The following is a 22,838-nucleotide window of genomic DNA, read 5'->3' on the forward strand; positions in this document are numbered from 1 at the left end:
AACCACATCATGAAAAAGACACTGACACTGATCGCCGCCGCAACCCTGAGTGCCCTGAGCTTTGCCTCCTGGGCGGACACGCTCACCGTGGGGGCGTCCAACACCCCGCACGCGGAAATTCTGGAGCAGGCTAAGCCGATTCTGGCGAAGCAGGGGATCGATCTGGAGATTAAACCATTCCAGGACTACATTCTGCCAAACACGGCGCTGGCGGGGCATGACATTGACGCCAACTATTTCCAGCACATCCCTTACCTGAACAGCGTCCTGAAAGATCATGCGGGCGATAAGGATTATGACTTTGTCAGTGCGGGCGCAATCCACATTGAGCCGATCGGTATCTATTCGAAAAAATACAAATCGCTGAAGGATCTGCCGGAAGGCGGCAAAATCATCATGCGTGATGCGGTTTCCGAGGAAGGGCGTATTCTCTCCATCTTCGAAAAAGAGGGCGTGATCAAGCTGAAGCCAGGCATCGATAAAGTGACCGCGCGCATCAGCGATATCGTGGAGAACCCGAAAAAGCTGCAATTCACCCCTAACGTTGAGGCATCTCTGCTGCCGCAGATGTACAACAACGACGAAGGTGCTGCGGTGGTGATCAACGCCAACTACGCAATTGATGCCGGTCTGGATCCGGTGCACGATCCAATTGCGGTTGAAAGCGGTGAGAATAACCCGTACGCCAACATCATTACCGTTCATCGCGGTGACGAGAAGAAGAAGGATATCGTCGCGCTGGTGAACGTGCTGCACTCCAAAGAGATTCAGGACTGGATCCGCACCAAATACAAAGGCGCAGTCATCCCGGTAAACAACTAATCTCCTGATTTTCCAGACGAAGCCCGGCGAACTACACGCCGGGCTTCTTTTTTGTATCCAGCCGACGAATGATTTAAGCTGACGGTTTAGGGCAACGGAGTGATGGCAATGGGCAATGTGACCAAAGACGAAGCGCTTTACCAGGAGATGTGTCGGGTGGTAGGCAAGGTCGTTCTCGAAATGCGTGATTTAGGGCAGGAGCCGAAACATATTGTCATTGCGGGCGTTCTGCGTACCGCGCTGGCGAACCAGCGCGTTAAGCGCAGTGAGTTGACCACCAAAGCGATGGAAACGGTGGTTAAAGCGCTGGCCGGCTAACTCGCCAGCGCTTCGCGAGCAGCTCAAGCGAGCAGCAGAGCAGGTAATAGATCACACCCGTGAAGATAAAAATGGCCGCCGGGTAAATTTGCACCCGGTTGTTGATCTGTCCCGCCACCGTGGTCAGTTCAGGAACGTTCACGATAAACGCCAGCGACGTATCCTTCAGCAGGCTGATAAAAATCCCCACCAGCGACGGCAGAATATTTCTCAGCGCCTGCGGCAGCAGCACGCGCCACAGCGTTTGCTGCGTACTGAACCCTTGAGAAAGCGCGGCCTCATTCTGGCCCGACGGCAGGGCTCTCAGTCCGGCTAACACCGAATGCATCACCGCAGCCGCGGTAAACCAGGCCAGCGCCAGCGTGACGGTCGTCGCGCCCGGGAGATCCCTGCCGGTTATCAGTGGCAGCAGATACCACATCCAGAATATCACGAAGATCAGGGGGATCCCGCGAATCAACTCTGCCCACGCAAACAGCGCACTGCGCACCACGCCGGGATAGCGCCAGGCGACGCAAGCCAGCACAATCCCGCCGGGCAGGGCAAGCGCGGCGGCGCCTGCGGCCATCAGCAGTGAGAGCAGTACGCCGCCGGGTTCTCCCGCAGCCGCACGTCCCCAAAGCAGATAATCCAGGTTTTCGACAATAACGTTAAATCCGGGGATCATGATATTTCCTCCATGAATGGGGGCCGAGGCGCACCAGCACGCTTCCCGCCACCATCCCGGTAAGCAAGTAGAGCACCGTACCGACGGTGAAGGCTTCCAGTGCATGGGCGTTGTAACTTTCTATCTGGCGGACCTGGTAGGTCAGTTCGGCGAAGCCAATCCCGCTCGCGAGCGAGGAGAGCTTCATCAGGTTAAGGTACTGGCCGACGACGGGCTGCCACGCGTTAGCGAGCCCCTGTGGCAGAAGAATGTAGCGAAACAGACGCCATGAGGAAAATCCCTGAGCGAGCGCCGCCTCCCGTTGCCCGGCAGGTACGGAACGCAGCCCCGATTCCACTTCTTCAATTAAAAACGCCGAGGTAAAGACGCCTAACCCCCAGGCGGAGCATAAAAACTCGGGCGTAAACCACCAGACGTCACCGGGTAAAATGGACCAGCTGTGGTCTGCGTTCACCGCTTCACGCAGCCCCTGCGGCAACCCGTTCCAGGCGGCGAAATACCAGAACAGCAGCTGTACCAGCAGCGGCGTATTGCGAAACAGCGATACCCAGCAGCTGACGATCAATGTCCCGAAACGTCCTCCGGAAAGCCGCAAAAGCATAAAGAACAAGGCGAGCAGGCTGGCCAGCATAATCCCCGTCAGCGTCACCCACAGAGTGGTGAGAAATCCGGAGAGGATCCAGTGCAGGGGCTGTCCGGCCAGCACCCCCTGCCAGTCCAGAGCGGGCATTACAGTTGCTCCTGATGCAGCGGATCCAGCACTTTTTGCAGGAAACGCCTCGCACGGGGATGCGACGGTTGATTGAAAAATTGCGCCGGGGGCGCGGTTTCCAGAATTTTTCCGCCGTCGATAAAGACGATTCGATCGGCAATTTCCCGGGCGAACTGCATCTCATGGGTAACGACAATCATAGTGATCCCGCTGTGGGCGAGGGTTTTCATCACAAACAGCACTTCGCCAATCATTTCCGGGTCGAGTGCCGACGTCGGCTCGTCAAAGAGAATGATTTGCGGCGACGAGGCCAGAGCACGGGCAATCGCCACGCGCTGCTGCTGTCCGCCGGAAAGTTCAGCGGGGAAGCGGTGCGCCTTCTCCAGCATGCCGACCTTCTCCAGCAGCGCCAGCGCGCGCTCCTGGGCGGGCAGGGGTTTCCAGCCGTGAACGTGCTCCAGTGCCAGGGTGATGTTCTGACTGGCGGTAAGGTGGGCATAGAGATTGAACTGCTGGAACACAAACCCGACGCGGCTGCGTAACTGACGTAGCCTGCTGCCGGAAAGCTGTCCGGTCGGCTTGTGGTCGATCAGAATCTCCCCGCCGCTCAGGCTCTCAAGCTGGTTGATAAGCCGAATCAGGGTCGATTTTCCGGAACCCGAAGGGCCGAGAATGGCAACCACTTCACCCGGCATGATGGTGAGGTTAATGTCGGTTAAAACCGGATGGTCGCCGTAGCGTTTGTCCACATGGCGAAACTCAACGCTGGCCTGTTCCAGACGTGAAAAATCCGCGGCATTGGCCGCGGAGCGTGAAAATAAACCTGAGAGCATATTACCGGGCTTCTATTTTAAAGTTACGAGGCTGTGGAGCTGGGGTGCCTGGACCGAACCAGACGTCATAGATTTTTGCCGCCTGGCCGTTTTTCTCCAGGGTTACCAGCTCATCGTTAACGGCTTTCAGCAGCGCCGTTTCACCCTTTTTCACCCCCACGCCAATCTCTTCTTTACTGAGCAGGTCGGGCAGGATTTTGAAGTCGGCTTTATCCGGCGCCTGCGCCAGCAGACCGGCCAGAATGGTGCTGTCCTGGGTAATGGCCTGCACGTTGCCATTGCGCAGTGCCGTCAGCGCCAGCGGAATATCATCATAAGAGAGGACGCGGGACTGCGGAAAACGCTGGTGCAGCGCCTGTTCACCCGTCGTACCTTTTACGGCGCCAATGCGTGCCCGGCTATAGTCATCAAGCTTGTCCGGTGATTTTGCCGGAACCAGGAACTGCTGGCCGGTGACAAAGTAAGGCGTCGAGAAATCAATGACCTGTGCGCGTTCCGGAGTGATCGTGATATCCGCCACGATGAGATCCGCTTTTCCGGACTGTAGCAGCGGTATACGGTTAGCCGGATTGGTGGCGACCAGTTCAAGCTTTACGCCAAGCGATTTCGCCAGCGCTTTGGCGAAGTCCACGTCGTAACCCACTATCTCATGCGTTTTGGCATCAATCGAGCCAAAGGGTGGATTGGCATCAAACGTGGCCACTTTCACCACGCCTGCTGCCTTGATATCCGCCAGCCGATCGGCCTGCGCCTGCGCTGAAACCAGGCCCCAGGCTGCCACTAATCCCAGAACCTGCGCCCGTTTTTTAAACCCTTTCATTTTTGCAGCCATAGTCATACGCCATCCCATTGTTTTTGTTTTACCCCGTTACGCTCCCATAAGGGAAAGCTATCGCCAAATAAGAAATCGTTCTTTGCTATGAGAAAAAAAGCATGAGTGAACAAGGTGTTAAAGAAGAGAGCAGACGGCGGGGCGCTATTTGCAGATCCTGCACATCGACAGTGGATTTTGATATTTCCCCCGGGCGCAATTTGGGTGTTTAACTGAGGACAGGTTAAGCGAGAAGGGTAATGACGATGAAAAAATGGATAAGCACGTTACGGCGGTTTTTTGCGCCCCGACCAGTGAATGCGGAGAACAGCGCGCAACGTGTTCTTGAGTCAATACTGCCTGTCGCCAGCCTGTATGGCGTGGACGTAGCCAACATCGACCCGGAGTGGTTCCATGATAAAACGTCACGCTGAACTGCGCCGGACGCGCGAAATGTACTGGAATGAGCTGTGCGTGGTGTCTGTAAAGCGAGGATGAAGGGAAAAATACCCAGGCAAATCCTCGGTAAATGATGGCCGTTTTGTTACCACTATCTCCTTTCACAGATGGAGATAATAATGAAACGGACAGTATTAACCCCCGCGCTTTCTGCCTCCGCACTTCTGCTTACCATGCAGGCGGTACACGCTGGTCCACAGACGCATGTTGTATGCAGTTATTCCCACACCCTCGGCGATGATGCCATTATGATGTTCGGCATGCCCAATGAGGCTATGCTGCACGATTTTTTTGGTAACGTGCACGCGGATGCTTACTCCAGCCGTGAATCTCTGCGTACCCAGGAAAACACCACCTGCGATAACAAAGCAGACAGCTCGGCCTACTGGGCTCCGTCGCTAAAATTGCCGGACGGAACGGTGGTCAAACCCGCCTATCAAAAAACCTATTATCAGGCATCGAACGTTGACGCCTGGCCGCTTCATCCGTTTCCGCCGGGGCTGTCGCTGCTGGCGGGCGATCATCATGGCACCGCGCCAAATCCGCATATCACCTTTTTATGCGCCAATGGCAAGGGCTACACCACCAGAACGGGGGAAGTCTGCGGCTTACGCAAGGCGAAGGATGCCGTGCAGTTTAATATCGGCATTCAGTTCCCGAACTGCTGGGACGGGGTCAACCTGAAGCCCGCCCACGGCCTGGCTAACGCCACCTACGATACGAAAGGACAGTGTCCGTCCGCCTTCCCGGTGAAGATCCCGACGGTGAACATGAATATTGCGTACGTGCTTCCGACAATTAGCTCTCTGGATACCAGCAAAGTCCAGCTTTCCCTCGACCCCATCATGCATGGCAGTGAGCGTGAAGAGCGGTGGGGGAGCCTGTATACGGCGCATGCTGACTTCATGAACGGCTGGACGGAAGATGCCGCGCGATTTATGACCGACCTGTGCATGAACCGGGGAATGGATTGCGGCACCACCGTGCCGTATGGTTATTCAAAAGCGAAGGCTAACGTCTGGCTCAGCAGCATGGAACCGGCACTTTCACAGCCCGATCCCCAGGTCTTACTGGTGCAGGATAACTGGAAGAACGGTGGACGCACGAAAAACAGCGAAACATTGTCGCTGGTGAAGTTCAACATCCCTCCGCTGCCTGTCGGACAGGATCCTGCCAAGTTTAAATACCGCGTGAGAATTTATGGCGGGAAAGTGGAAACTGACGGCGCGGATCAAATCTTCTTCTATCCGGCGAGTAACGACTGGGAACCGGCCACCGTGAGCTGGCAGTCACGACCGTCCTGCAACTATCGCTCGGATGCGGTGGTGTACCTGAACCAATCCCGCGAATACCGGATGGTGGACGTGGATAAAGCGGTGCGCAAGGCGCTGGCAGAAGGGAAAACCGACATTTCGTGGTATATCGGCGGCGATCGTCAGGGAAATCACTATCAGTTTGAGACGGGGTCATCTCCCCAAAGCCTGATCCTGATGCTGACCGGGTTTAGCAAAACGCCGGAGATCTGATAGCGGGTAGCAAAAGGCATTCATAAAAAAAAGCACCGGGGAGCCCGGTGCTTTTTCTTCAGATCTTGCAGGCATCGCCGCAGTCGTCATCGGCGACAATCGCCTGAGCTTTTTTATCCGCATCGTCGAGACGTTCCGCGTTGCGCTCTTCTGCTTCATCCAGCCCGTTAAAGACTAAGTTATCGAGATCAATTTCCATGTGCCACCTGCGTTATTCAGTTTTTGATACTGGCATAGTATAAGTCAAAAAAAGCGGGCCAGGCACCCCTCAGCACATATGGATAATCCCTGCCATACTCAGTGATTTATTGCTGAGGAAAGCCGATGATTACACTCTGTAAAACCTGCGGTACCGCTTACGATGAACAGCCCAAAAACTGCCCGATTTGCGACGATGAGCGCCAGTATGTCCCGGTGACGGGCCAGACATGGACGGACTTCGACAGCCTTACGACCACGCACACCAACAAATGGCAACAGCTGGAGCCGCAGCTGTTCAGCATCAAAACCGTTCCCGCTTTTGCCATCAACCAGCGGGCGCTTCTGCTGCGTACGCCACAGGGCAATGTTCTGTGGGACTGTATCGCCAATCTTGACCCGGCGACCAGAGCGTTAGTTGACGCGCTCGGGGGGATCAGCGCGATCGCGATTTCGCACCCGCATTACTACACCACCATGCAGGAGTGGGCCGCGGCGTTTAACGCACCGATCTACCTGCACGCCAGCGATCGGCAGTGGGTGATGCGTGACAGCCCGGCGATACGCTTCTGGGAGGAGGACGCCCTGGAGATTATGCCTTTGGTGACTCTGCTGCGGCTGGGCGGGCATTTTGCCGGCGGCACGGTGCTGCACTGGCAGTCAGGCGACGGCGTGCTGCTGGCCGGTGATATTTTGCAGGTTACGCCCGGTAAGGACGCCGTGTCGTTTATGTGGAGTTATCCGAATATGCTGCCGCTGCCTGCCCGCACCGTTGAGTCGGTGATTGGTCGACTGACAGGGAAAACGTACCAGCGCCTGTACGGGGCCTTTGAAGGGCAGAACATCCCGGCGAACGCGGATGAGATCGTGCAGCGGTCGGGCCAGAAATATATTGCTTGTCTCCGCTAAGGTGCGGTGGTTAAATTTTACGAGTGTGATCGCGATCATACCTAAACTAAAACAGATAAAAGAGAAATGGCTATGCAACATATCATTGAAGGTTTTCTCAGCTTTCAAAAAGAGATTTTCCCGCAACGTAAAGAGCTTTTTCGTAGTTTAGCGTCCAGCCAGAATCCCAAAGCGCTGTTCATCTCCTGCTCCGACAGCCGTCTGGTTCCGGAACTGGTTACGCAACAGGAGCCAGGACAGCTCTTTGTCATTCGAAACGCGGGCAACATTGTGCCTCCGTTCGGGCCGGAGCCTGGCGGTGTCTCTGCGACCATCGAATATGCTGTTGTTGCCCTGGGCGTGACCGATATCGTTATTTGCGGCCACTCCAACTGCGGCGCAATGAAGGCGATTGCTGACAACGCCGATCTGGAGCCGATGCCGGCCGTTTCCCACTGGCTGCGCTATTCTGATGCGGCAAAAGCGGTGGTTGAGAAGAAAACATGGGATAAGCCAATCGATAAGGTGAATGCGATGGTGCAGGAGAATGTCTTTGCGCAGCTGAGCAACATCAAGACCCATCCGTCGGTGGCGGTAGGCCTGCGCAACAACGCCATTCGCCTGCACGGCTGGGTATATGACATCGAAAGCGGCAAAATCCTTGCCCTGGACAAGAACACTAAATCGTTCGTGTCGCTGTCGGAAAACCCGGACGTCTTCTTCGAGTAACCCGACCCCGCAGGGCAGGGAAGCTCTGTTAAAATTCCATGAATGGTAACTTCCTTCGCACGCCCGACGCAGGTTTTCCAGCCGCTTTCGCCATCGCTTTACCAATTTCAGCGCACTCAGACAAACCCTGAACAAAGGGATGATCGTGCATCAGCCAGGGGATCGCCCCAAAAGCGATGCGCCCCCGTAGTGATGCAGGCGCCAGCAACGTATAGTCTTCCCCCACGTCCGGGACGTCATCGCCGGTTTCCGCAAGCTGTTTACGCAGGGTGGGGAAGGGAATGTCCTTGTTTCTGAGTGGCTTTTGCCCGCGCGCATCAATAAACACGTCGAAGCGGTAACGCTTTTCTGCCGTGGTGATGACGGTCTGATCGCTGCCGATATCCAGGTCGTAATTATCACCGAGTGCGACCACGCTAATGATCCCTGCCTCGCGCAGCGCCAGTAAACGGCGGATAGACTGCGGTGGAATGGCGGCATAATTATCGATAAACACACGCTCCAGCCCGGATTTAAACCGCTCTCTGTCATGCTCACTGAGTGAAGGGACGATGGCCTGAACCACTTCATGCAGACGAAGCACGGTATAGCGCCAGGCAACGGTGCGTTTTTCGCGCTTGTTGCGCTCCACTTCTTTCAGATTCGCTTCGGCCCAGGTGAAAGGACCATGCTTTTTACGATCCTCAAACCAGACATCACGAAGCGTGTCGGCATTCAGCGTACCGAGCGATATCGCCTGGCACCAGCGCGGATCGGCCAGCTCGAGCTCTTTCACCATCAGCGCAAAGATGCGGTCAAGCAGCCCGTCCGGGCCTTTGGCGATTTCACTTTCCGCCACAGACTCCGTTAACACGGACAGCGGTTCATAAGGGATAGGGCAGTAAAAGTCGGCCTCCGGCAGAACGCCCGTGCGGGACATCAGCGTGATTTTTAGCCCTTCGCTGCCTTTATTGACAACGAACTGCTCCCCGCTAAACCGGCCATGCTGCATCACAACCGCCATTGCAGCGTCCAGGCCGCTGAGGGAAGTACCCATGATCCCCACCTCACAGGCTCGGATCTCCGCGTCCATCAGCCCTGACCATGGGCTTGGGAAATATGCGCGGGTGGTTTCATCTTCATCAGGCCAGACGTGGCCGGTGGCGACTACCGCAAGATCAAACCGCCTTGAGAAAGGGGCATCGTTCACTGAAAGGGCCACGCCGTCTGCATCAGCCTTAATATCCGTGACTTCTGCGTTGGGGTGCACCTCGACATGAAAGCCCGACTTTTTCGCCTCAGCAACGACGGCAAGAAACCGATCGTGAAAATATTCACCCAACAGAATACGCGGCAGGAATTGCCGGTCGTGCAGTTTCTCACTGTCGACGTTATAGCGGGCAAGATGGGCCGCACTCTGCTGTTTGAGCCAGTCGAGGTAGGTAATAAAAATGGGTGGAATTTCGATACTGGCGATGTTCGCCAGCATCAGCCGGGAATTATCCTCGTCGCTGTAGGGCATCCCGACACCGGGTTGGTCTGCCTTTTCGAACACGGTGATCGAAAGCGGCGCTGCGTTGTTAAGAAGTGAGTAAAAGGTGTAAATCCCTGTTGGGCCTGAGCCGATAATAGCGATTTTTTTCATCGAAAGCGTTCCTGCGTTTCTGAACCATAAAACAAGCGTAGCAGGAGAAAGGCTAAGTCATTCAATGAAGGGAGAAATTAAGACGTTTAGAAGAGGGGATGTTGCCCCTCTTCCTGAACTTATGGAAAAGTTAAGTGCAATTGACCCTGGCTGATTAGATATGATTCTGCCTGATTTCTGAAAGGAAAGACTGTTTGGTCCCAGGTTTAACGATTATCTGTATGTAATGGGGGTTAAAAAAGAGATAGGGTATTTAAATATATAGTGGGGCCAATATTATCCTTATTTTTATAACTGTGAGTGATGGAATAATCCAGCATTGGACTAATCCACTCCTTCTGTAAAGTAATAAAATAATAAGGTTTCCAGCCTTTAAAACAACCTTTCTGTCAGGGTCGCGAGGGCGTTTCGGCAGACGCTACGCGGCGTTCTTTTTTTACTCTGCCTGGCATAAAATTCTTAAGAAAAGTCCAATGGTAGATCTTTGATCTGATAAGTTGATTTTGAATGGGCTTTTGCTCTAATATGGTTTTGTAAAGAAACGTCACTCACTTAACATTTATTTCTTTTAAAGAAAGGAACTGCTATGGCCGATTCATTCCAGAATGAGGTGCCCAAGGCACGCATAAACTTAAAGCTGGCTCTGCATACAGGTGGCGCGCAGAAGAAAACCGAACTGCCGCTTAAACTCCTCACCGTCGGTGATTTCAGTAATGGAAAAGAGAATCGCCCATTATCTGAAAGGGAGAAAATTAACGTCAATAAAAATAACTTCAACAGCGTACTTTCGGAATTTAACCCGGAAGTGAATCTGACGGTTCCTAACACAATGGCCGGGGATGGTTCGGAAGAAAGCATAAAACTGAATTTCTCCGATATTAAGGATTTCGAACCTGAACAGGTTGCCCGCCAGATCCCCCAGCTCCGCGCCATGCTGGCCATGCGTAATTTATTACGCGATCTCAAATCCAATCTTCTTGATAACGCCACTTTCAGAAAAGAACTCGAGAAAATTCTTAAAGACCCGGCGCTGTCTCAGGAATTACGCGACGAAATGAGTGCACTGGCCCCGAAATAAGCGGCATGTGTAATTTAATGGATTAACCGGGAATATGCTGATGTCTGTGAATACTGAAACCGCCTCCGCGCAGGGGCAGACCACCGTACTGGAAAAAGAGGGCGTTTACGCCTCCCTGTTTGAAAAAATCAACCTGACCCCGGCCTCCAGCCTGGGGGATATCAATGCGTTTCTGGATGACGCCGCGCTTTCTGACGCTCCGGCGGGTGAACGCCTGACGGCGGCGATGCAGGTGTTTATGGACTGCATCCGCAAATCCGGTCAGCCGGTGGAGAAGCTCGACAAAACGCTGATTGACCACCATATCGCTGAGCTGGATTTCCAGATCAGCCGTCAGCTGGATGCCGTAATGCATCACCAGGAGTTCCAGAAGGTGGAGTCCCTGTGGCGTGGCCTGAAGCAGCTGGTGGACAGCACCGACTACCGCCAGAACGTGAAAACCGAAATTCTGGATGTGTCGAAAGAAGATCTGCGTCAGGACTTTGAAGACGCGCCGGAACTTATCCAGAGCGGCCTCTACTGGCACACCTATACCGCCGAATACGACACCCCGGGCGGCGAGCCGATTGGCTCCGTGATTTCATCCTATGAATTTGACGCCAGCCCGCAGGATGTGGCGCTGCTGCGCAACATCTCTAAAGTGTCAGCTGCCGCACATATGCCGTTTATTGGCTCTGTCGGTCCGAAATTCTTCCTGAAAGACTCCATGGAAGAGGTGGCTGCAATTAAGGATATCGGCAACTACTTCGACCGCGCGGAGTACATCAAGTGGAAATCGTTCCGCGACACCGACGACGCCCGCTACATCGGCCTCGTGATGCCGCGCGTGCTGGGGCGTCTGCCGTATGGCCCGGACACCGTACCTGTACGCAGCTTTAACTACGTTGAGCAGGTGAAAGGCCCGGATCACGAGAAATACCTGTGGACCAGCGCGTCGTTCTCCTTCGCGTCAAACATGGTGAAGAGCTTCATCAATAACGGCTGGTGCGTGCAGATCCGTGGCCCGCAGGCGGGCGGGGCGGTGAAAGACCTGCCTATTCATCTGTACGATCTGGGTACCGGCAACCAGGTGAAAATCCCGTCTGAGGTGATGATCCCGGAGACCCGCGAGTTTGAGTTCGCCAACCTCGGCTTTATCCCGCTCTCGTATTACAAAAACCGCGACTATGCCTGCTTCTTCTCGGCGAACTCCACGCAGAAACCGGCACTGTATGACACTGCGGATGCCACGGCCAACAGCCGCATCAACGCACGTCTGCCGTACATCTTCCTGCTGTCGCGTATTGCGCACTATCTGAAGCTCATCCAGCGCGAGAACATCGGCACCACCAAGGACCGCCGTCTGCTGGAGCTGGAGCTGAATACCTGGGTGCGTAGTCTGGTGACGGAAATGACCGATCCGGGCGATGAGTTGCAGGCATCTCATCCGCTGCGTGACGCGAAGGTGGTGGTGGAAGATATCGAAGACAACCCGGGTTTCTTCCGCGTGAAGCTGTTTGCGGTACCGCACTTCCAGGTGGAAGGCATGGATGTGAACCTGTCTCTGGTGAGCCAGATGCCGAAAGCGAAAGCGTAAGGCGGTAGCAGGGATGAAAATTTATCGTCCGTTATGGGAAGACGGGGCCTTCCTGGCCCCGCAGCAGTTCCAGCAGCAGGCCCGCTGGGATGCACATGTGGCCGACACTGTGGCCCGGATGGCGCTGGCGCACCCGTGGGGTGTGCTGTGCGCGGAGTTCGACGAAGGCGCGCTGGCCCTTTCACGGCTGAATGCCACCCGGCTTTGCGTGCGCTTTGCGGATGGTACGCTGGTGGACACAGATCTGGCGGATAACCTGCCGCCGGTATGTGATTTATCAACGGCGGGGAGTGATGCAGTTGAAGTGCTGCTGTGTCTGCCACTCCTCAGCGCCAACGGCGGTAATCTGGATGACGGGCGGGACAGTGCCCGTCCGCGCCGCTGGCAGTCTGAACGGGTGACGGTGCAGGAACTGGCCGGGCATGAGCGCAGTGAACTGACGGTACTTCGTCATGCTCTGACGCTGCGGCTGTCGACGCAGGAAAACAGCGCCTGGCTTACCTGCCCGGTGGCGAGACTGATGCGAAACGCGCAGGGGCAGTGGGTACTGGAGCGGAGCTTTATTCCGCCGCTGCTCTCTTTGTCTGCCAGCCCGTTACTGCTCAGCGAACTGAGTGATTTGCTGCACCGCCTTGCGGCCCGGCGTAAGCGCCTGATGGCAATGCGCCGTGAAAGCAACGAGCGGATGGCGGACTTCGCGGTGGCCGATGTATCACTGTTCTGGTTGCTGAACGCCCTCAACAGCGTTGAGCCGGTACTGACGGAGCTGCACCAGGCGCCGTCCCGCCATCCGGAACTGCTGTACCGCGAGCTGGCCCGCCTTGCCGGCAGCCTGCTGACCTTTTCACTTGAACATGATGTGGACGCCATTCCCCCCTATCGGCATGACGCGCCGGAAACGGTGTTCCCGCCGCTGTTTACCCTGCTTGATAGTCTCCTTGAAGCCAGCCTGCCGTCGCGCGTGATCGCTATTGAACTGAAACAGGGCGAAGACCGGGAAATCTGGCGCGGGAAGCTGCACGACGCGCGGCTGCGTGAAGGGGCCGATTTCTATCTCTCCGTACGCTCCGCCATGCCAAACCACGAACTTCAGACGCGCTTCCCGCAACTGTGCAAGGCGGGCAGCCACGATGATGTCTCTGAGGTGGTGAATATCGCCCTGAGCGGGATGGTGATTAAACCGCTGAGTCACGTTCCGGCGGCCATCCCGCTGCGCCTGGAAAATCAGTATTTCGCGCTGGATCTGTCCACCGATGCTGCTCGTGCCATGCTGGAAGCCGGGAACTGTACCTTCTATACGCCGGGCTCCCTCGGTGAGGTGAAACTTGAACTGTTTGCGGTGCTGCGCTCATGAACGATGCCGACATTGACCTGATAAACAAAACGTTTTATCCGGGCTGGCTGTTGGTCAGCCAGTTGCGCAGCGGCCAGGAGGTAAAGGACGGCGAAGCGCTGTACCGACGGGCCTGCCGGTGGGTGAACGCCGCGCGTGAATCGCTGAACGAAGCCGGGTTCAGCACCACGTCCTGCGACCATATGCTGTATGCGTACTGCGCCCTGATGGATGAGAGCGTGCTGAACCGGGATAAACAGGATGACGGTTACCGCCAGTGGCGAAAAGACCCACTTCAGGCGCGGTTTTTCCGTACCCTGAATGCAGGGGAAGAGCTATGGGAGCGTATCCGTACGGCCCTGCGCGAACCTGCGCCGGATGTGGCGGTGCTGACCTGCCTGTACCGCACTCTGCAACTGGGCTTCACCGGCCAGTACCGCACGCAGGATGATGAGCGGCGTGAGGATGTGGTGCGCGCGCTCAGTGAGCGCGTACCCGCGCAACGGTGTATCACCACGACCGCTGCCGTATCCCGCTGAAGCAGCCGGTTGCGATGAGTACATGCCAGCCGGTCAGCCTGAAGCACCGTCCGGTGATGGGCACGCATGCCACGGATGTGAACGGCCAGGTGCTGTTGCGCCTGAGCACGGACAACCCGGAAGAGGTCCGGGGCTGGCTGCCGGGCGGCGACCTGCACGCCGACCTGATGGCGCTGCTGCACGTGTGGCTGGGCGCGCACCTGGATGTACGTATGCAGTTATGCGTTGCCCGGCATTTACTGCCGGATGCGCGGCTGTCCTGCAATGCGGAACAGACCGCGCAGGTCGGGCGCACGGCGGTGCTGCGTCCCCTAAATGCGCAACAGAACAGAAACGACATTATCACCATTCACCTTGGACGCTTTCAGAGCGTCCGGGAAAACATTCAGCGAAGGAAGAACGATGAAGATGGCGATTACCGCTGGTAAAGCGCTGGCACTCTCTCTGGCGACCCTGTTAACCGGCTGCGGCCTGACGCAGAAAGTGACGGACGGCACCGTCGCCGTCACGAAGTCCATTTTTTACAGAGAGGTGAAAACCCTTCACCTGGATATTCAGGCGCGCGAAGGGGTGAACAACAACGCGAAGGGGGCATCGCTGGCAACGGTGGTGCGAATTTACCAGCTTAAAGAGCGTAAGGCGTTTGACAGTACTGACTATCCGTCGCTGTTCGCCAGTGACAGTCAGGCCATTAAAGCCGATCTTGTGGCGGAAAAGGATATCCGCCTGCGCCCTGGCGAATCGGTGACCCTGGATATGCCGATGGAAGAGAGCGCGCAGGTTGTGGCGGTGGCGGGGATGTTTATGGCACCGGACCAGGTAAACGATACCTGGCGTATTACCCTGACCCGTGACGACCTTGACCCGGATAAGGCGCGGGTTATCGAAGTCAGTAATAATCGTCTGACGCTGAAACCGCTGGAGGGGGAATGATGCCGCGTCCGTCTCTGTATGACATGCTGTACGGTAACTTCGCCGGCGGGCTTGACCTGCACAGCGTCAGTGAGGAGAACCAGCTGATTTTATCAGTACTCGATAACATGCAGCGCATCCTCAACTGCCGCGCCGGTACGCTGGCCCACCTGCCGGACTACGGCCTGCCGGATATGACAAAAATCCTCCAGGGAATGCCCGGGACAGCCCACCAGCTGATTACCACACTGTCGGCCGTGTTGCTGAAATACGAGCCGCGCCTGAGCCGGATTAACGTGGTGATGCAGGAACAGATTCAGCCCGGTGAACTCCGCTACGCCATTGACGCGGAGCTGAAGGGGGTGGGGCTGGTGCGCTACGGCACAGAATTTATGCCCGAGGGCAGGGTATTAATCCGTCATCTGAAACAACAGCAATACCTCGATGCACGAGCCGCCATCTAGTCATTACTCAGGTTAAAACAGTTATGACAACATGAACGACCAGACATTTATTTTACCCTGATCAGAAAAGGCACATTAAAGATTTACTTTTCAAGGGTTTATTGTAGCACTTATGCTGTAGCGGGTACTGAAATATTAATAGTTGATTTCTTCGCCGCGAGTCATTGCATTTTATCTGGCGAAAAGGTTAATGGCTGAGGGGATATACCCTGAGCATGATGACGTCAATCATGGATACAGATATGAAAATGAGAATTCTCCTTCTTACGGTCAGTGTACTTTTTAACATGCAGGCTGATGCCGCCCGTGGTAGACAGCCCTGCTCGGGCTCAAAAGGTGGCATAGCACACTGTACATCGGATGGTCGTTTTGTCTGCAATGACGGAAGTTTGAGCCAGTCGAAGCGATTCTGTTCAGGTTATGGTGCCTCCGAACCGCCCCCGCAGGTAAAACCCTCCCCCTCCGCCAGGAAAGCGCAGACGAAAAAGAGAATAGCCGTGAAAGGCCAGGAGCAGCGTGTTGTAGAAAACAATGCGCAGTTCGATACACAACCGCGGCAACCTACATGCGCCCCTCTCTATATGGCCAACAAGCCCGGATTCACCCATTTACCCATTTGTTCAGGAAATCAGTATTAATCCGCCAGTGTAAACGTTCTTTGTCTGTTATTCGAACTGATAAGACGCGTGCAGGTGGTAACCCACCTGCACGCGCTGGACGACCTGTAACCGCGTATGGCATTAAAGCATGCCGTTCGCACCTTCCGGCTACATGGCGAACTTACTGCATGGCTGGCGTTTATGCTTTCTGCATGAGTGATAAAAGGGAGGGAAAATCATGACCAGGGCTGAAGAGTTTTGTCGTTCCTGAAATGTGAACACTGGCAGATGGATGCGCACGCATCGCTCAAAAAACGATCTTTTTCAGGCGGATACTGAGATCAGAAAAGCATATGACCTTGAACAGTAATCACAATGACTGGAGGGATATGCTAATGAAGCGACAAGATATAAACGCATTAAAGAATTTTGATTTTCTGGCACGCAGTTTTGCCCGTATGTACGCCCTGGGCCAGCCAGTTGATATCGATGCCGTGACCGGCAATATGAGTTATGAACAGCAGGCATGGTTCCGGGAGCGATATGACCACTACCGAAAGCAGGCTGAGCGGGCGAGAGTGATAGAACTGCGATGATGTAACGAATAACGGGCTTAACGGCCCGTTGCGTTTTTTAGGTTCCAGCTACATTTTGCAGCTCCTGAGGTTGAAATATTGTGCGGTAACCTCATATAGAAAGCGGGTAAGGAATACCTGCCCGTAAGACATGAACTTTTTGAATATTCTTTTTTACTGTTCAGGAGGTACATGATGACTCTGAGAGCTTTTCCCATGTTGAACGATCTCTCCGACTCTCTGTTTGCGGACCGTTTTAACCGTATCGATCGCCTTTTTAGCCAGCTAACCGGCAGTACGCCGTTGCCCTCCACGCCTTCTTACAATATCCGGCGGGTGGGTGATAACCGCTATGAACTGACGCTGAGCGTGCCGGGCTGGAAAGAGAGCGAACTGGAAATTGAAACCGTTGGCGGTCAGCTGAATATCAGCGGTAAACGTGAAGAAGAGAAAACCGAAAACGGCGAAGAAGGGTGGATCCATCGGGGTATCAGCCGCAGCGACTTCCGGGCCAGCTATAGTCTGCCGGAGCATGTGAAAGTAACCGGCGCTTCGCTGGAAAACGGCTTGCTGGCGATTGAATTACACCAGGATATCCCGGAAGAAGAGAAACCGCAGCGCATCGCCATCAACAACAACCCGGCGATTGAACATAAGCCGTAATCATTGATTGACGTTGTTTTCACGCCCGGCAAACGCCGGGCGTTTTGCTAACCTGATGGGGCTTATGCCATTCCGCTTTTCCCGGTACGCGCGGGCTGGAGGTCACTTTCGATGTGCTTAAAAGGTTTGCTGCCTCTGCATGAGGCTGAACGGGAATGAAATGTGCGAGAAAACAGATTGGTGCGTCTGAATGGACTCGAACCATCGACCCCCACCATGTCAAGGTGGTGCTCTAACCAACTGAGCTACAGACGCAGAATGGTGCGTTCAATTGGACTCGAACCAACGACCCCCACCATGTCAAGGTGGTGCTCTAACCAACTGAGCTATGAACGCATTGTGTTGTCGGTGACAACGGGGACGAATATTAGCGGCACAGCCCCAAGGTGGCAAGAGGGAAAATGCATTTTTCTCTCTGATTTCACGCGATTGCTTCATTACCGCGCAAAGTGAAGAGAAAGTAGCCGCCAGGCGGCGGCTACTGTGTTATTAACGTGCAGCGCGCTGCAAAATTACCGCAGACGGCTGACGTTGCAGGAAGCGCATACGCAGCATCATCATAATGGCCGCAGACGTTAAGCCGATGATAAAGCCCATCCAGAATCCGGCTGGCCCCATGCGATCCACCACCAGATCCGTGAGCGCCAGAATGTACCCGCACGGCAGACCCAGCACCCAGTAAGCGATAAAGGTGATAAAGAAGATGGAACGCGTATCTTTATACCCACGCAGCACGCCGCTGCCAATCACCTGGATGGAGTCAGAGATCTGATAAATGGCCGCCAGCAGCATCAGATGCGAGGCCAGGGTCACTACCTCCGGGTTGTCGTTATAGAGCAGGGCAATTTGCTCACGCAACAGCACGGTAAAGAGCGCGGTACAGACTGCCATGCAGACGCCGACGCCGAGGCCGGTGCGGGCTGCCGTTTGCGCGTCCAGCGTCGAGCCTTGCCCCAGACGGAAGCCCACGCGAATCGTCACCGCGGCAGCCAGGGACATCGGCAGGACGAACATCAAAGAGCTGAAGTTCAGGGCGATCTGGTGTCCTGCGACATCAATAATCCCTAACGGCGAGACCAGCAGGGCGACGACGGCAAACAGCGTCACTTCGAAGAACAGCGCCAGCGCAATGGGTAACCCCAGCTGAATGAGACGGGTCATGAGCGTCCAGTCAGGTGCGCTGAACGAGGTGTCGTTACGAATGTCACGCATGGATCGCGCATGTTTAATGTAGGTGAGCATACAGCCGAACATCACCCAGTACACCGCAGCCGTTGCCACGCCGCAGCCCACGCCGCCGAGTTCCGGCATGCCAAAATGACCGTAAATGAAGATATAGTTCACGGGAATGTTCACCAGCAAGCCGATAAAGCCCATCACCATGCCCGGCTTGGTTTTTGCCAGCCCTTCACACTGGTTACGTGCCACCTGGAAGAACAGATAGCCGGGCGCGCCCCAGAGCAGGGCGCGCAGATAACCGACCGCCTTATCCGCCAGCGCCGGGTCGATATTATGCATGGCGCGAATAATATACCCGGCGTTCCACAGGACGATCATAATCAGGACGGAGACACCCCCGGCCAGCCAGAAGCCCTGGCGCACCTGATGGGCCACGCGGTCGCGTCGACCGGAGCCGTTAAGCTGCGCGATAACGGGCGTCAGCGCCAGCAGCAGGCCGTGACCAAAAAGAATGGCCGGAAGCCAGATTGAGGTTCCGATCGCCACGGCGGCCATATCGGTGGCGCTGTAACCACCGGCCATTACCGTATCCACAAATCCCATTGCGGTTTGGGCTACCTGCGCGACGATCACCGGTATGGCCAGTGCCAATAACTGACGCGCTTCGATCATATACTTCTGCACGTGAACACCTTTGTATTGTAGTTATTTGAGAGACTAAAAAGGCCGCCGTTACTGGCAGCAAGAAGAAAAAACAGAGGGATGCCAGCTATTGTAGCGGGGTTTAACTAATTATCTAGTGAAAAAATCGCCAGAAATTGCGCATCACTGGCAACCTGTTTTTTCAACTGTTATTGTGGTGGGATTATACGGTGTCATCGCCGTTCGGAATGAACAGGAGCTGTAAGCATGTTTACTGGTATTGTGCAGGGCACTGCCAAAGTGGTGTCCATTGATGAAAAACCGAATTTCCGCACTCACGTAGTTGAGCTGCCTGAATATATGCTCGACGGCATTGAAACCGGGGCGTCGATAGCGCATAACGGCTGCTGCCTGACGGTGACCGAAATTAACGGTAACCAGATTAGCTTTGATTTAATGAAAGAGACGCTGCGTATCACTAACCTGGGTGAGCTGGTGGTGGGAGATATCGTCAACGTGGAACGCGCGGCGAAATTCAGCGATGAGATTGGCGGGCATCTGATGTCGGGCCATATTATGACCACCGCAGAAGTGGCGAAAATCGTGACCTCGGAAAATAACCGTCAAATCTGGTTTAAGGTGCAGGATCCGTCATTAATGAAATACATCCTTTATAAAGGATTTATTGGCATCGATGGGATTAGTCTGACCGTCGGTGAAGTGACGCCAACGCGTTTTTGCGTGCATTTAATTCCTGAAACGCTGCAACGTACTACGCTTGGCGCAAAAAAACTGGGGCAGCGCGTAAATATCGAAATTGATCCCCAGACCCAGGCGGTCGTGGATACCGTTGAGCGCGTACTGGCGGCGAAAGAGGCGGCGATAATAAAAACCGTGGAAGAAGAATAAAAAATAACCCCGGTTAACCGGGGTTATTTTTTCAGCGAGCCACACGCAAACCGTGCTCAATCCCACGACTAAACACCACCTGCCACAGCTGTATATCCCGCGCACGGAACGCGCCCGCACAGGCATTCAGATAATAGCTAAACATCCGTTTGAATCGTTCCGAATAGTTGTCGGCGATTTCAGGCCATGCAGCCTGGAAACGTTCATGCCAGGCCATCAGGGTGGTGTCGTAATCTGCGCCGAAGTTATGCCAGTCTTCCACAATAAAATGCGGTTCGCTGGCGTTCGCAATCTGGCGAACAGAGGGTAAACAGCCATTCGGGAAGATATATTTGTTGATCCAGGGATCCACATTGTTATCGGTGCGTTTAGAGCCGATGGTGTGTAGCAGGAAAATTCCCTCAGGCTTCAGGTTACGATCGGCGACCTCGAAGTAGGTCTTGTAGTTCTTCGGCCCCACGTGCTCGAACATACCTACGGAAACAATGCGATCGAACTGCTCGTTCAGGTCGCGGTAGTCCTGAAGCCGAATATCAACATCCAGACCCAGACAGCGTTCCTGCGCCATCTTCTGCTGTTCAGCGGAAATCGTGACGCCGACTACGCTGACGCCGTAATTTTTCGCCATAAACCAGGCAAGACCACCCCAGCCACAGCCGATGTCCAGCACACGCATACCGGGCTGTAACTGCAATTTATCGCAGATCAGTTGCAGCTTGTCCTGCTGCGCCTCTTCCAGGGTCGTCGCTTTTTTCCAGTATCCGCAGGAGTACTGCATTAAAGGATCGAGCATACGGCTGAACAGATCGTTGCCCAGGTCGTAATGCTCTTTACCGACGATCCACGCCCGTTTTTTACTTTGCAGATTGAACAGGCGGGCGGAGGCGATACGTAAAGTATCTTTGAAATGACGAGGGAGCTGTTTTTCTAGACCGGCGCGTAATACGCTGGAGAAGAACATATCCAGCCGCTCACACTCCCACCAGCCGTCCATATAGCTTTCACCCAGCCCTAACGATCCCTCCTGTAAGACGCGTTTGAAAAAATCGGGATGCTTAATCTGGGGATCGGAGGGGGATGAGCCATTAATCGTAATGCCCGCACGTCCCAACAGTTCACTGACGATCCGGGACCAGTTATCGTCCGGAACGCTGACTTCTTCTATACACGATGAACTCATAGCTTCTCCATCACCTTGCTGTGATCAAAACCTTAAAACAGCGTAGACGCTTTTTTGGTTTGTGAGAAATCTCACGGTAAATGCCCGCGAGGCTAATATCCGACGTAGAACAGAGGAAGGGAGATAACCCTTGCCGAAATGCCTTCCATGGTAAAACGGGAGCGCTCCGGCTCCCGTTAACACTTAATATTTATCGTATTTAATCGAACCAAATTCAGTATAGGCCGCAAAATTTGGTGATTCAACAGAAAATTGTTAGCAACCTAATCACTGGTTTTTAACATAGTTTCCCACGCAATCAGGCGTGCGACGTTTCTGTCTGCGCGTTTTCACTCTGCTCGCGATGGGCTGAGGACTGCATGCGATAGCCCAATCCCGCCAGCGCAACGGTGACCAGCATCACGCTGGTGGTGGTGAGCAGCGGGGTTGCAATCAACGCCGAGACCACGAGACTTGCCAGGAAGCACAGGCCAAGTTGCAGGGTATTTTGCAGCGCGGCAGCGCGGCCTGTCGCCTGCGGGAATGGACGCAACGCCTGGGCTACAACGATAGGGTAGATAGCCCCGTTAGCGATCGCCATGACGCAGAACGGAATCAAAATTTCTGCAAGCCCGGCGCCGGGTATAAAGCCGACAGCCCAGGTCGCAATCACGCTTAGTGCATACAGCACCAGCAGCCAGGGCAGCATCTGTTGGCCTTCCCATTTTTGCAGCGCGGCGCGACAGCCATAGCCACCCACCAGGAAGGCGATGGTCTGTGGTACATAGCTCAGGCCGATAGCCGCCGGGCTGTAGCCCATGTCATGCAGAATGAACGGCGAACCGGTCAGCCAGGCAAAGAAGCTGGCAGAGCAGGCAGCATAAATCAGCACGTTACCGCGATAGGCTTTCGACCGCAGTAAAGAGGTAAAGGTGATGGGCTTTGCGTCCGGATGCGTCTCTTTTTTATGCGCAGGTTTAAGCCCGAAAGCAGGCAGCATCAGGACCAGCGTAATAGCAAAGAGCGTGGCGAAAATAGCCTGCCAGTCGAAATGCGCGAGGATCCAGCTGCCCAGTAACGGGGCAAGCGCCGGCGACAGGCCGACCAGCGGCATAATAGTGGCGAATATGCGGTTAGTGCGCGAGGCGGGGTAGTAATCGGTCACCAGCGCCTGCCAGGTCACCGCTGCGGCGCAGACGCCGACCGCCTGAATAAAGCGCAGCGCCAGCAGCCAGGCGGCATCGCGGACCCACAGCATGCCCAGACAGCCTACGGCAAAAATCGCCAGCCCCAACAACAGGACGGGCTTACGGCCAAAACGATCCGAGAGCGGCCCCCACAGCAATTGCGCAAAAGCAAAGCCAGCGAGGAACAAACTTAAACTGGCGCTGATGGCGGCGGCAGGGGTTTGCAAATCTTCCTGCATCGCGGCGAACGCGGGCAGATACATATCGGTTGCCAAAAAGCCCAGCACGCTTAAGCCGCCGAGCCAGACTAAAAATCCTTTCCTGGGTTGCACTTTTTTCTCCTGAGGAGGCAGGTGTACGTTGGCGCAGAGTGTAGGGAGTGCAAAGCGGCTTGTGAAACGCTAATATTTGGCGGGTGCGTTCAAAAAATTTGCAG

The 22,838-nt window shown here is 54.9% G+C and carries 24 protein-coding genes, 2 tRNA genes and 2 pseudogenes; 17 read left to right on the forward strand and 11 right to left on the reverse strand.

Annotated elements, in window-relative coordinates; genetic code table 11:
- Positions 1-9 precede the first annotated feature (9 nt).
- Together ACQG0T_RS09580 and fumD are read left to right on the forward strand one after the other, a co-directional pair.
- Positions 10-822 carry a MetQ/NlpA family ABC transporter substrate-binding protein gene (locus ACQG0T_RS09580; protein WP_003857677.1) on the forward strand — a complete coding sequence of 271 codons (813 nt, stop codon included), beginning with the start codon at positions 10-12 and terminating at the stop codon, positions 820-822.
- Between the two features lie 108 nt (positions 823-930).
- On the forward strand, positions 931-1,140 hold the full coding sequence (fumD, locus tag ACQG0T_RS09585; RefSeq protein WP_003857676.1) for a fumarate hydratase FumD: 210 nt from the start codon (positions 931-933) through the stop codon (positions 1,138-1,140).
- On the opposite strand, the gene ACQG0T_RS09590 is transcribed toward fumD, so the two are convergent.
- Genes ACQG0T_RS09590 through ACQG0T_RS09605 form a run of 4 tightly spaced genes read right to left on the reverse strand, consistent with a single transcriptional unit; the run spans position 1,121 to position 4,184 of the window.
- Entirely contained in the window at positions 1,121-1,807 is a 687-nt protein-coding gene (locus ACQG0T_RS09590) for an amino acid ABC transporter permease (protein ID WP_015570700.1), read from the reverse strand. The genes fumD and ACQG0T_RS09590 overlap by 20 nt on opposite strands.
- Positions 1,791-2,537 (reverse strand): amino acid ABC transporter permease, encoded by a 747-nt coding sequence (locus ACQG0T_RS09595; RefSeq protein ID WP_023296370.1) that lies wholly within the window; start codon positions 2,535-2,537, stop codon positions 1,791-1,793. Before ACQG0T_RS09595 ends, ACQG0T_RS09590 begins: the two co-directional genes overlap by 17 nt.
- A complete protein-coding gene (locus ACQG0T_RS09600) occupies positions 2,537-3,352 on the reverse strand; it encodes an amino acid ABC transporter ATP-binding protein (RefSeq protein ID WP_015570698.1) in 816 nt (271 codons plus the stop codon). The genes ACQG0T_RS09595 and ACQG0T_RS09600 overlap by 1 nt, the downstream gene beginning before the upstream one ends.
- Position 3,353: 1 nt before the next feature.
- A complete protein-coding gene (locus ACQG0T_RS09605; protein ID WP_044488997.1) occupies positions 3,354-4,184 on the reverse strand; it encodes an ABC transporter substrate-binding protein in 831 nt (276 codons plus the stop codon).
- 245 nt (positions 4,185-4,429) lie between these two features.
- Here ACQG0T_RS09605 and ACQG0T_RS09610 point away from each other — a divergent pair, with 245 nt between their 5' ends.
- Together ACQG0T_RS09610 and ACQG0T_RS09615 are read left to right on the forward strand one after the other, a co-directional pair.
- Positions 4,430-4,597, forward strand: coding sequence for a hypothetical protein (locus ACQG0T_RS09610; protein WP_032653328.1), 168 nt, complete (start codon positions 4,430-4,432; stop codon positions 4,595-4,597).
- Between the two features lie 144 nt (positions 4,598-4,741).
- Entirely contained in the window at positions 4,742-6,148 is a 1,407-nt protein-coding gene (locus ACQG0T_RS09615; RefSeq protein WP_023296373.1) for a DUF1996 domain-containing protein, read from the forward strand.
- 58 nt (positions 6,149-6,206) lie between these two features.
- On the opposite strand, the gene ACQG0T_RS09620 is transcribed toward ACQG0T_RS09615, so the two are convergent.
- Entirely contained in the window at positions 6,207-6,347 is a 141-nt protein-coding gene (locus ACQG0T_RS09620) for a hypothetical protein (protein ID WP_003857665.1), read from the reverse strand.
- Between the two features lie 125 nt (positions 6,348-6,472).
- Between ACQG0T_RS09620 and ACQG0T_RS09625 the strand changes: the two genes are divergently transcribed.
- Both ACQG0T_RS09625 and ACQG0T_RS09630 read left to right on the forward strand, forming a co-directional pair.
- Positions 6,473-7,255: an MBL fold metallo-hydrolase gene (locus ACQG0T_RS09625; RefSeq protein WP_023296374.1), complete on the forward strand. Its 783-nt coding sequence runs from the start codon at positions 6,473-6,475 to the stop codon at positions 7,253-7,255.
- Between the two features lie 72 nt (positions 7,256-7,327).
- On the forward strand, positions 7,328-7,963 hold the full coding sequence (locus ACQG0T_RS09630; RefSeq protein WP_015570694.1) for a carbonic anhydrase: 636 nt from the start codon (positions 7,328-7,330) through the stop codon (positions 7,961-7,963).
- A 28-nt stretch (positions 7,964-7,991) separates the two neighbouring features.
- Here the strand turns inward: ACQG0T_RS09630 and ACQG0T_RS09635 are convergent, their stop codons facing one another.
- Complete coding sequence (locus ACQG0T_RS09635; protein WP_023296375.1) at positions 7,992-9,587, reverse strand: FAD-NAD(P)-binding protein; 1,596 nt, start codon at positions 9,585-9,587, stop codon at positions 7,992-7,994.
- Positions 9,588-10,173: 586 nt separating this feature from the next.
- On the opposite strand from ACQG0T_RS09635, the gene tssB reads away from it, so the two are divergent.
- The 10 genes and pseudogenes from tssB to ACQG0T_RS09685 all read left to right on the forward strand — a co-directional run bounded on the left by tssB (position 10,174) and on the right by ACQG0T_RS09685 (position 17,326).
- Positions 10,174-10,665, forward strand: coding sequence for a type VI secretion system contractile sheath small subunit (gene tssB / locus ACQG0T_RS09640; protein ID WP_271040718.1), 492 nt, complete (start codon positions 10,174-10,176; stop codon positions 10,663-10,665).
- Between the two features lie 40 nt (positions 10,666-10,705).
- On the forward strand, positions 10,706-12,241 hold the full coding sequence (tssC, locus tag ACQG0T_RS09645; protein WP_023296376.1) for a type VI secretion system contractile sheath large subunit: 1,536 nt from the start codon (positions 10,706-10,708) through the stop codon (positions 12,239-12,241).
- A 13-nt stretch (positions 12,242-12,254) separates the two neighbouring features.
- Positions 12,255-13,595, forward strand: a complete 1,341-nt coding sequence (gene tssK, locus ACQG0T_RS09650; protein ID WP_271040719.1) for a type VI secretion system baseplate subunit TssK — start codon at positions 12,255-12,257, stop codon at positions 13,593-13,595.
- A pseudogene (tssL, locus tag ACQG0T_RS09655) lies at positions 13,592-14,071 on the forward strand (type VI secretion system protein TssL, short form); the annotation flags it as partial. The gene tssK and the pseudogene tssL, both read left to right, overlap by 4 nt.
- Positions 14,068-14,541, forward strand: a pseudogene (locus ACQG0T_RS09660) (type VI secretion system baseplate subunit TssG); the annotation flags it as partial. The pseudogenes tssL and ACQG0T_RS09660, both read left to right, overlap by 4 nt.
- Positions 14,522-15,046 carry a type VI secretion system lipoprotein TssJ gene (tssJ, locus tag ACQG0T_RS09665; RefSeq protein ID WP_172821116.1) on the forward strand — a complete coding sequence of 175 codons (525 nt, stop codon included), beginning with the start codon at positions 14,522-14,524 and terminating at the stop codon, positions 15,044-15,046. The pseudogene ACQG0T_RS09660 and the gene tssJ, both read left to right, overlap by 20 nt.
- A complete protein-coding gene (gene tssE, locus ACQG0T_RS09670; RefSeq protein ID WP_032103561.1) occupies positions 15,046-15,489 on the forward strand; it encodes a type VI secretion system baseplate subunit TssE in 444 nt (147 codons plus the stop codon). The genes tssJ and tssE overlap by 1 nt, the downstream gene beginning before the upstream one ends.
- Positions 15,490-15,731: 242 nt before the next feature.
- Positions 15,732-16,127, forward strand: coding sequence for a hypothetical protein (locus tag ACQG0T_RS09675; protein ID WP_072203872.1), 396 nt, complete (start codon positions 15,732-15,734; stop codon positions 16,125-16,127).
- 356 nt (positions 16,128-16,483) lie between these two features.
- On the forward strand, positions 16,484-16,684 hold the full coding sequence (glgS, locus tag ACQG0T_RS09680) for a cell surface composition regulator GlgS (protein WP_023296382.1): 201 nt from the start codon (positions 16,484-16,486) through the stop codon (positions 16,682-16,684).
- A gap of 171 nt (positions 16,685-16,855) precedes the next feature.
- Positions 16,856-17,326 carry an Hsp20 family protein gene (locus tag ACQG0T_RS09685; RefSeq protein WP_026080712.1) on the forward strand — a complete coding sequence of 157 codons (471 nt, stop codon included), beginning with the start codon at positions 16,856-16,858 and terminating at the stop codon, positions 17,324-17,326.
- Between the two features lie 178 nt (positions 17,327-17,504).
- On the opposite strand, the gene ACQG0T_RS09690 is transcribed toward ACQG0T_RS09685, so the two are convergent.
- From ACQG0T_RS09690 to mdtK, 3 genes are all read right to left on the reverse strand, one after another.
- Positions 17,505-17,581, reverse strand: a tRNA-Val gene (locus ACQG0T_RS09690).
- Between the two features lie 4 nt (positions 17,582-17,585).
- A tRNA-Val gene (locus ACQG0T_RS09695) sits at positions 17,586-17,662 on the reverse strand.
- A gap of 153 nt (positions 17,663-17,815) precedes the next feature.
- Positions 17,816-19,189: an MdtK family multidrug efflux MATE transporter gene (mdtK, locus tag ACQG0T_RS09700; RefSeq protein ID WP_017384611.1), complete on the reverse strand. Its 1,374-nt coding sequence runs from the start codon at positions 19,187-19,189 to the stop codon at positions 17,816-17,818.
- Positions 19,190-19,414: 225 nt separating this feature from the next.
- On the opposite strand from mdtK, the gene ACQG0T_RS09705 reads away from it, so the two are divergent.
- Positions 19,415-20,056 carry a riboflavin synthase gene (locus ACQG0T_RS09705; RefSeq protein WP_017384610.1) on the forward strand — a complete coding sequence of 214 codons (642 nt, stop codon included), beginning with the start codon at positions 19,415-19,417 and terminating at the stop codon, positions 20,054-20,056.
- Positions 20,057-20,087: 31 nt separating this feature from the next.
- Here the strand turns inward: ACQG0T_RS09705 and cfa are convergent, their stop codons facing one another.
- Both cfa and punC read right to left on the reverse strand, forming a co-directional pair.
- The gene (gene cfa / locus ACQG0T_RS09710; RefSeq protein WP_017384609.1) at positions 20,088-21,236 is read right to left on the reverse strand and encodes a cyclopropane fatty acyl phospholipid synthase; all 1,149 of its coding nucleotides are present in this window, start codon (positions 21,234-21,236) and stop codon (positions 20,088-20,090) included.
- 298 nt (positions 21,237-21,534) lie between these two features.
- Positions 21,535-22,734: a purine nucleoside transporter PunC gene (gene punC, locus ACQG0T_RS09715; protein ID WP_023296385.1), complete on the reverse strand. Its 1,200-nt coding sequence runs from the start codon at positions 22,732-22,734 to the stop codon at positions 21,535-21,537.
- Positions 22,735-22,838: the final 104 nt, after the last annotated feature.

It is taken from the genome of Enterobacter cloacae complex sp. 302F9 (assembly GCF_050030335.1).
GTDB lineage: Bacteria > Pseudomonadota > Gammaproteobacteria > Enterobacterales > Enterobacteriaceae > Enterobacter > Enterobacter hormaechei_C.

Excerpts from the sequence above, each read along its gene's own strand:
- ACQG0T_RS09580 (WP_003857677.1), top strand. The coding sequence starts at position 10 with ATGAAAAAGACACTGACACTGATCGCCGCCGCAACCCTGAGTGCCCTG.
- fumD (WP_003857676.1), top strand. The coding sequence starts at position 931 with ATGGGCAATGTGACCAAAGACGAAGCGCTTTACCAGGAGATGTGTCGG.
- ACQG0T_RS09590 (WP_015570700.1), bottom strand. The coding sequence starts at position 1,807 with ATGATCCCCGGATTTAACGTTATTGTCGAAAACCTGGATTATCTGCTT.
- ACQG0T_RS09595 (WP_023296370.1), bottom strand. The coding sequence starts at position 2,537 with ATGCCCGCTCTGGACTGGCAGGGGGTGCTGGCCGGACAGCCCCTGCAC.
- ACQG0T_RS09600 (WP_015570698.1), bottom strand. The coding sequence starts at position 3,352 with ATGCTCTCAGGTTTATTTTCACGCTCCGCGGCCAATGCCGCGGATTTT.
- ACQG0T_RS09605 (WP_044488997.1), bottom strand. The coding sequence starts at position 4,184 with ATGGCTGCAAAAATGAAAGGGTTTAAAAAACGGGCGCAGGTTCTGGGA.
- ACQG0T_RS09610 (WP_032653328.1), top strand. The coding sequence starts at position 4,430 with ATGAAAAAATGGATAAGCACGTTACGGCGGTTTTTTGCGCCCCGACCA.
- ACQG0T_RS09615 (WP_023296373.1), top strand. The coding sequence starts at position 4,742 with ATGAAACGGACAGTATTAACCCCCGCGCTTTCTGCCTCCGCACTTCTG.
- ACQG0T_RS09620 (WP_003857665.1), bottom strand. The coding sequence starts at position 6,347 with ATGGAAATTGATCTCGATAACTTAGTCTTTAACGGGCTGGATGAAGCA.
- ACQG0T_RS09625 (WP_023296374.1), top strand. The coding sequence starts at position 6,473 with ATGATTACACTCTGTAAAACCTGCGGTACCGCTTACGATGAACAGCCC.
- ACQG0T_RS09630 (WP_015570694.1), top strand. The coding sequence starts at position 7,328 with ATGCAACATATCATTGAAGGTTTTCTCAGCTTTCAAAAAGAGATTTTC.
- ACQG0T_RS09635 (WP_023296375.1), bottom strand. The coding sequence starts at position 9,587 with ATGAAAAAAATCGCTATTATCGGCTCAGGCCCAACAGGGATTTACACC.
- tssB (WP_271040718.1), top strand. The coding sequence starts at position 10,174 with ATGGCCGATTCATTCCAGAATGAGGTGCCCAAGGCACGCATAAACTTA.
- tssC (WP_023296376.1), top strand. The coding sequence starts at position 10,706 with ATGTCTGTGAATACTGAAACCGCCTCCGCGCAGGGGCAGACCACCGTA.
- tssK (WP_271040719.1), top strand. The coding sequence starts at position 12,255 with ATGAAAATTTATCGTCCGTTATGGGAAGACGGGGCCTTCCTGGCCCCG.
- tssJ (WP_172821116.1), top strand. The coding sequence starts at position 14,522 with ATGGCGATTACCGCTGGTAAAGCGCTGGCACTCTCTCTGGCGACCCTG.
- tssE (WP_032103561.1), top strand. The coding sequence starts at position 15,046 with ATGCCGCGTCCGTCTCTGTATGACATGCTGTACGGTAACTTCGCCGGC.
- ACQG0T_RS09675 (WP_072203872.1), top strand. The coding sequence starts at position 15,732 with ATGAAAATGAGAATTCTCCTTCTTACGGTCAGTGTACTTTTTAACATG.
- glgS (WP_023296382.1), top strand. The coding sequence starts at position 16,484 with ATGAAGCGACAAGATATAAACGCATTAAAGAATTTTGATTTTCTGGCA.
- ACQG0T_RS09685 (WP_026080712.1), top strand. The coding sequence starts at position 16,856 with ATGATGACTCTGAGAGCTTTTCCCATGTTGAACGATCTCTCCGACTCT.
- ACQG0T_RS09705 (WP_017384610.1), top strand. The coding sequence starts at position 19,415 with ATGTTTACTGGTATTGTGCAGGGCACTGCCAAAGTGGTGTCCATTGAT.
- cfa (WP_017384609.1), bottom strand. The coding sequence starts at position 21,236 with ATGAGTTCATCGTGTATAGAAGAAGTCAGCGTTCCGGACGATAACTGG.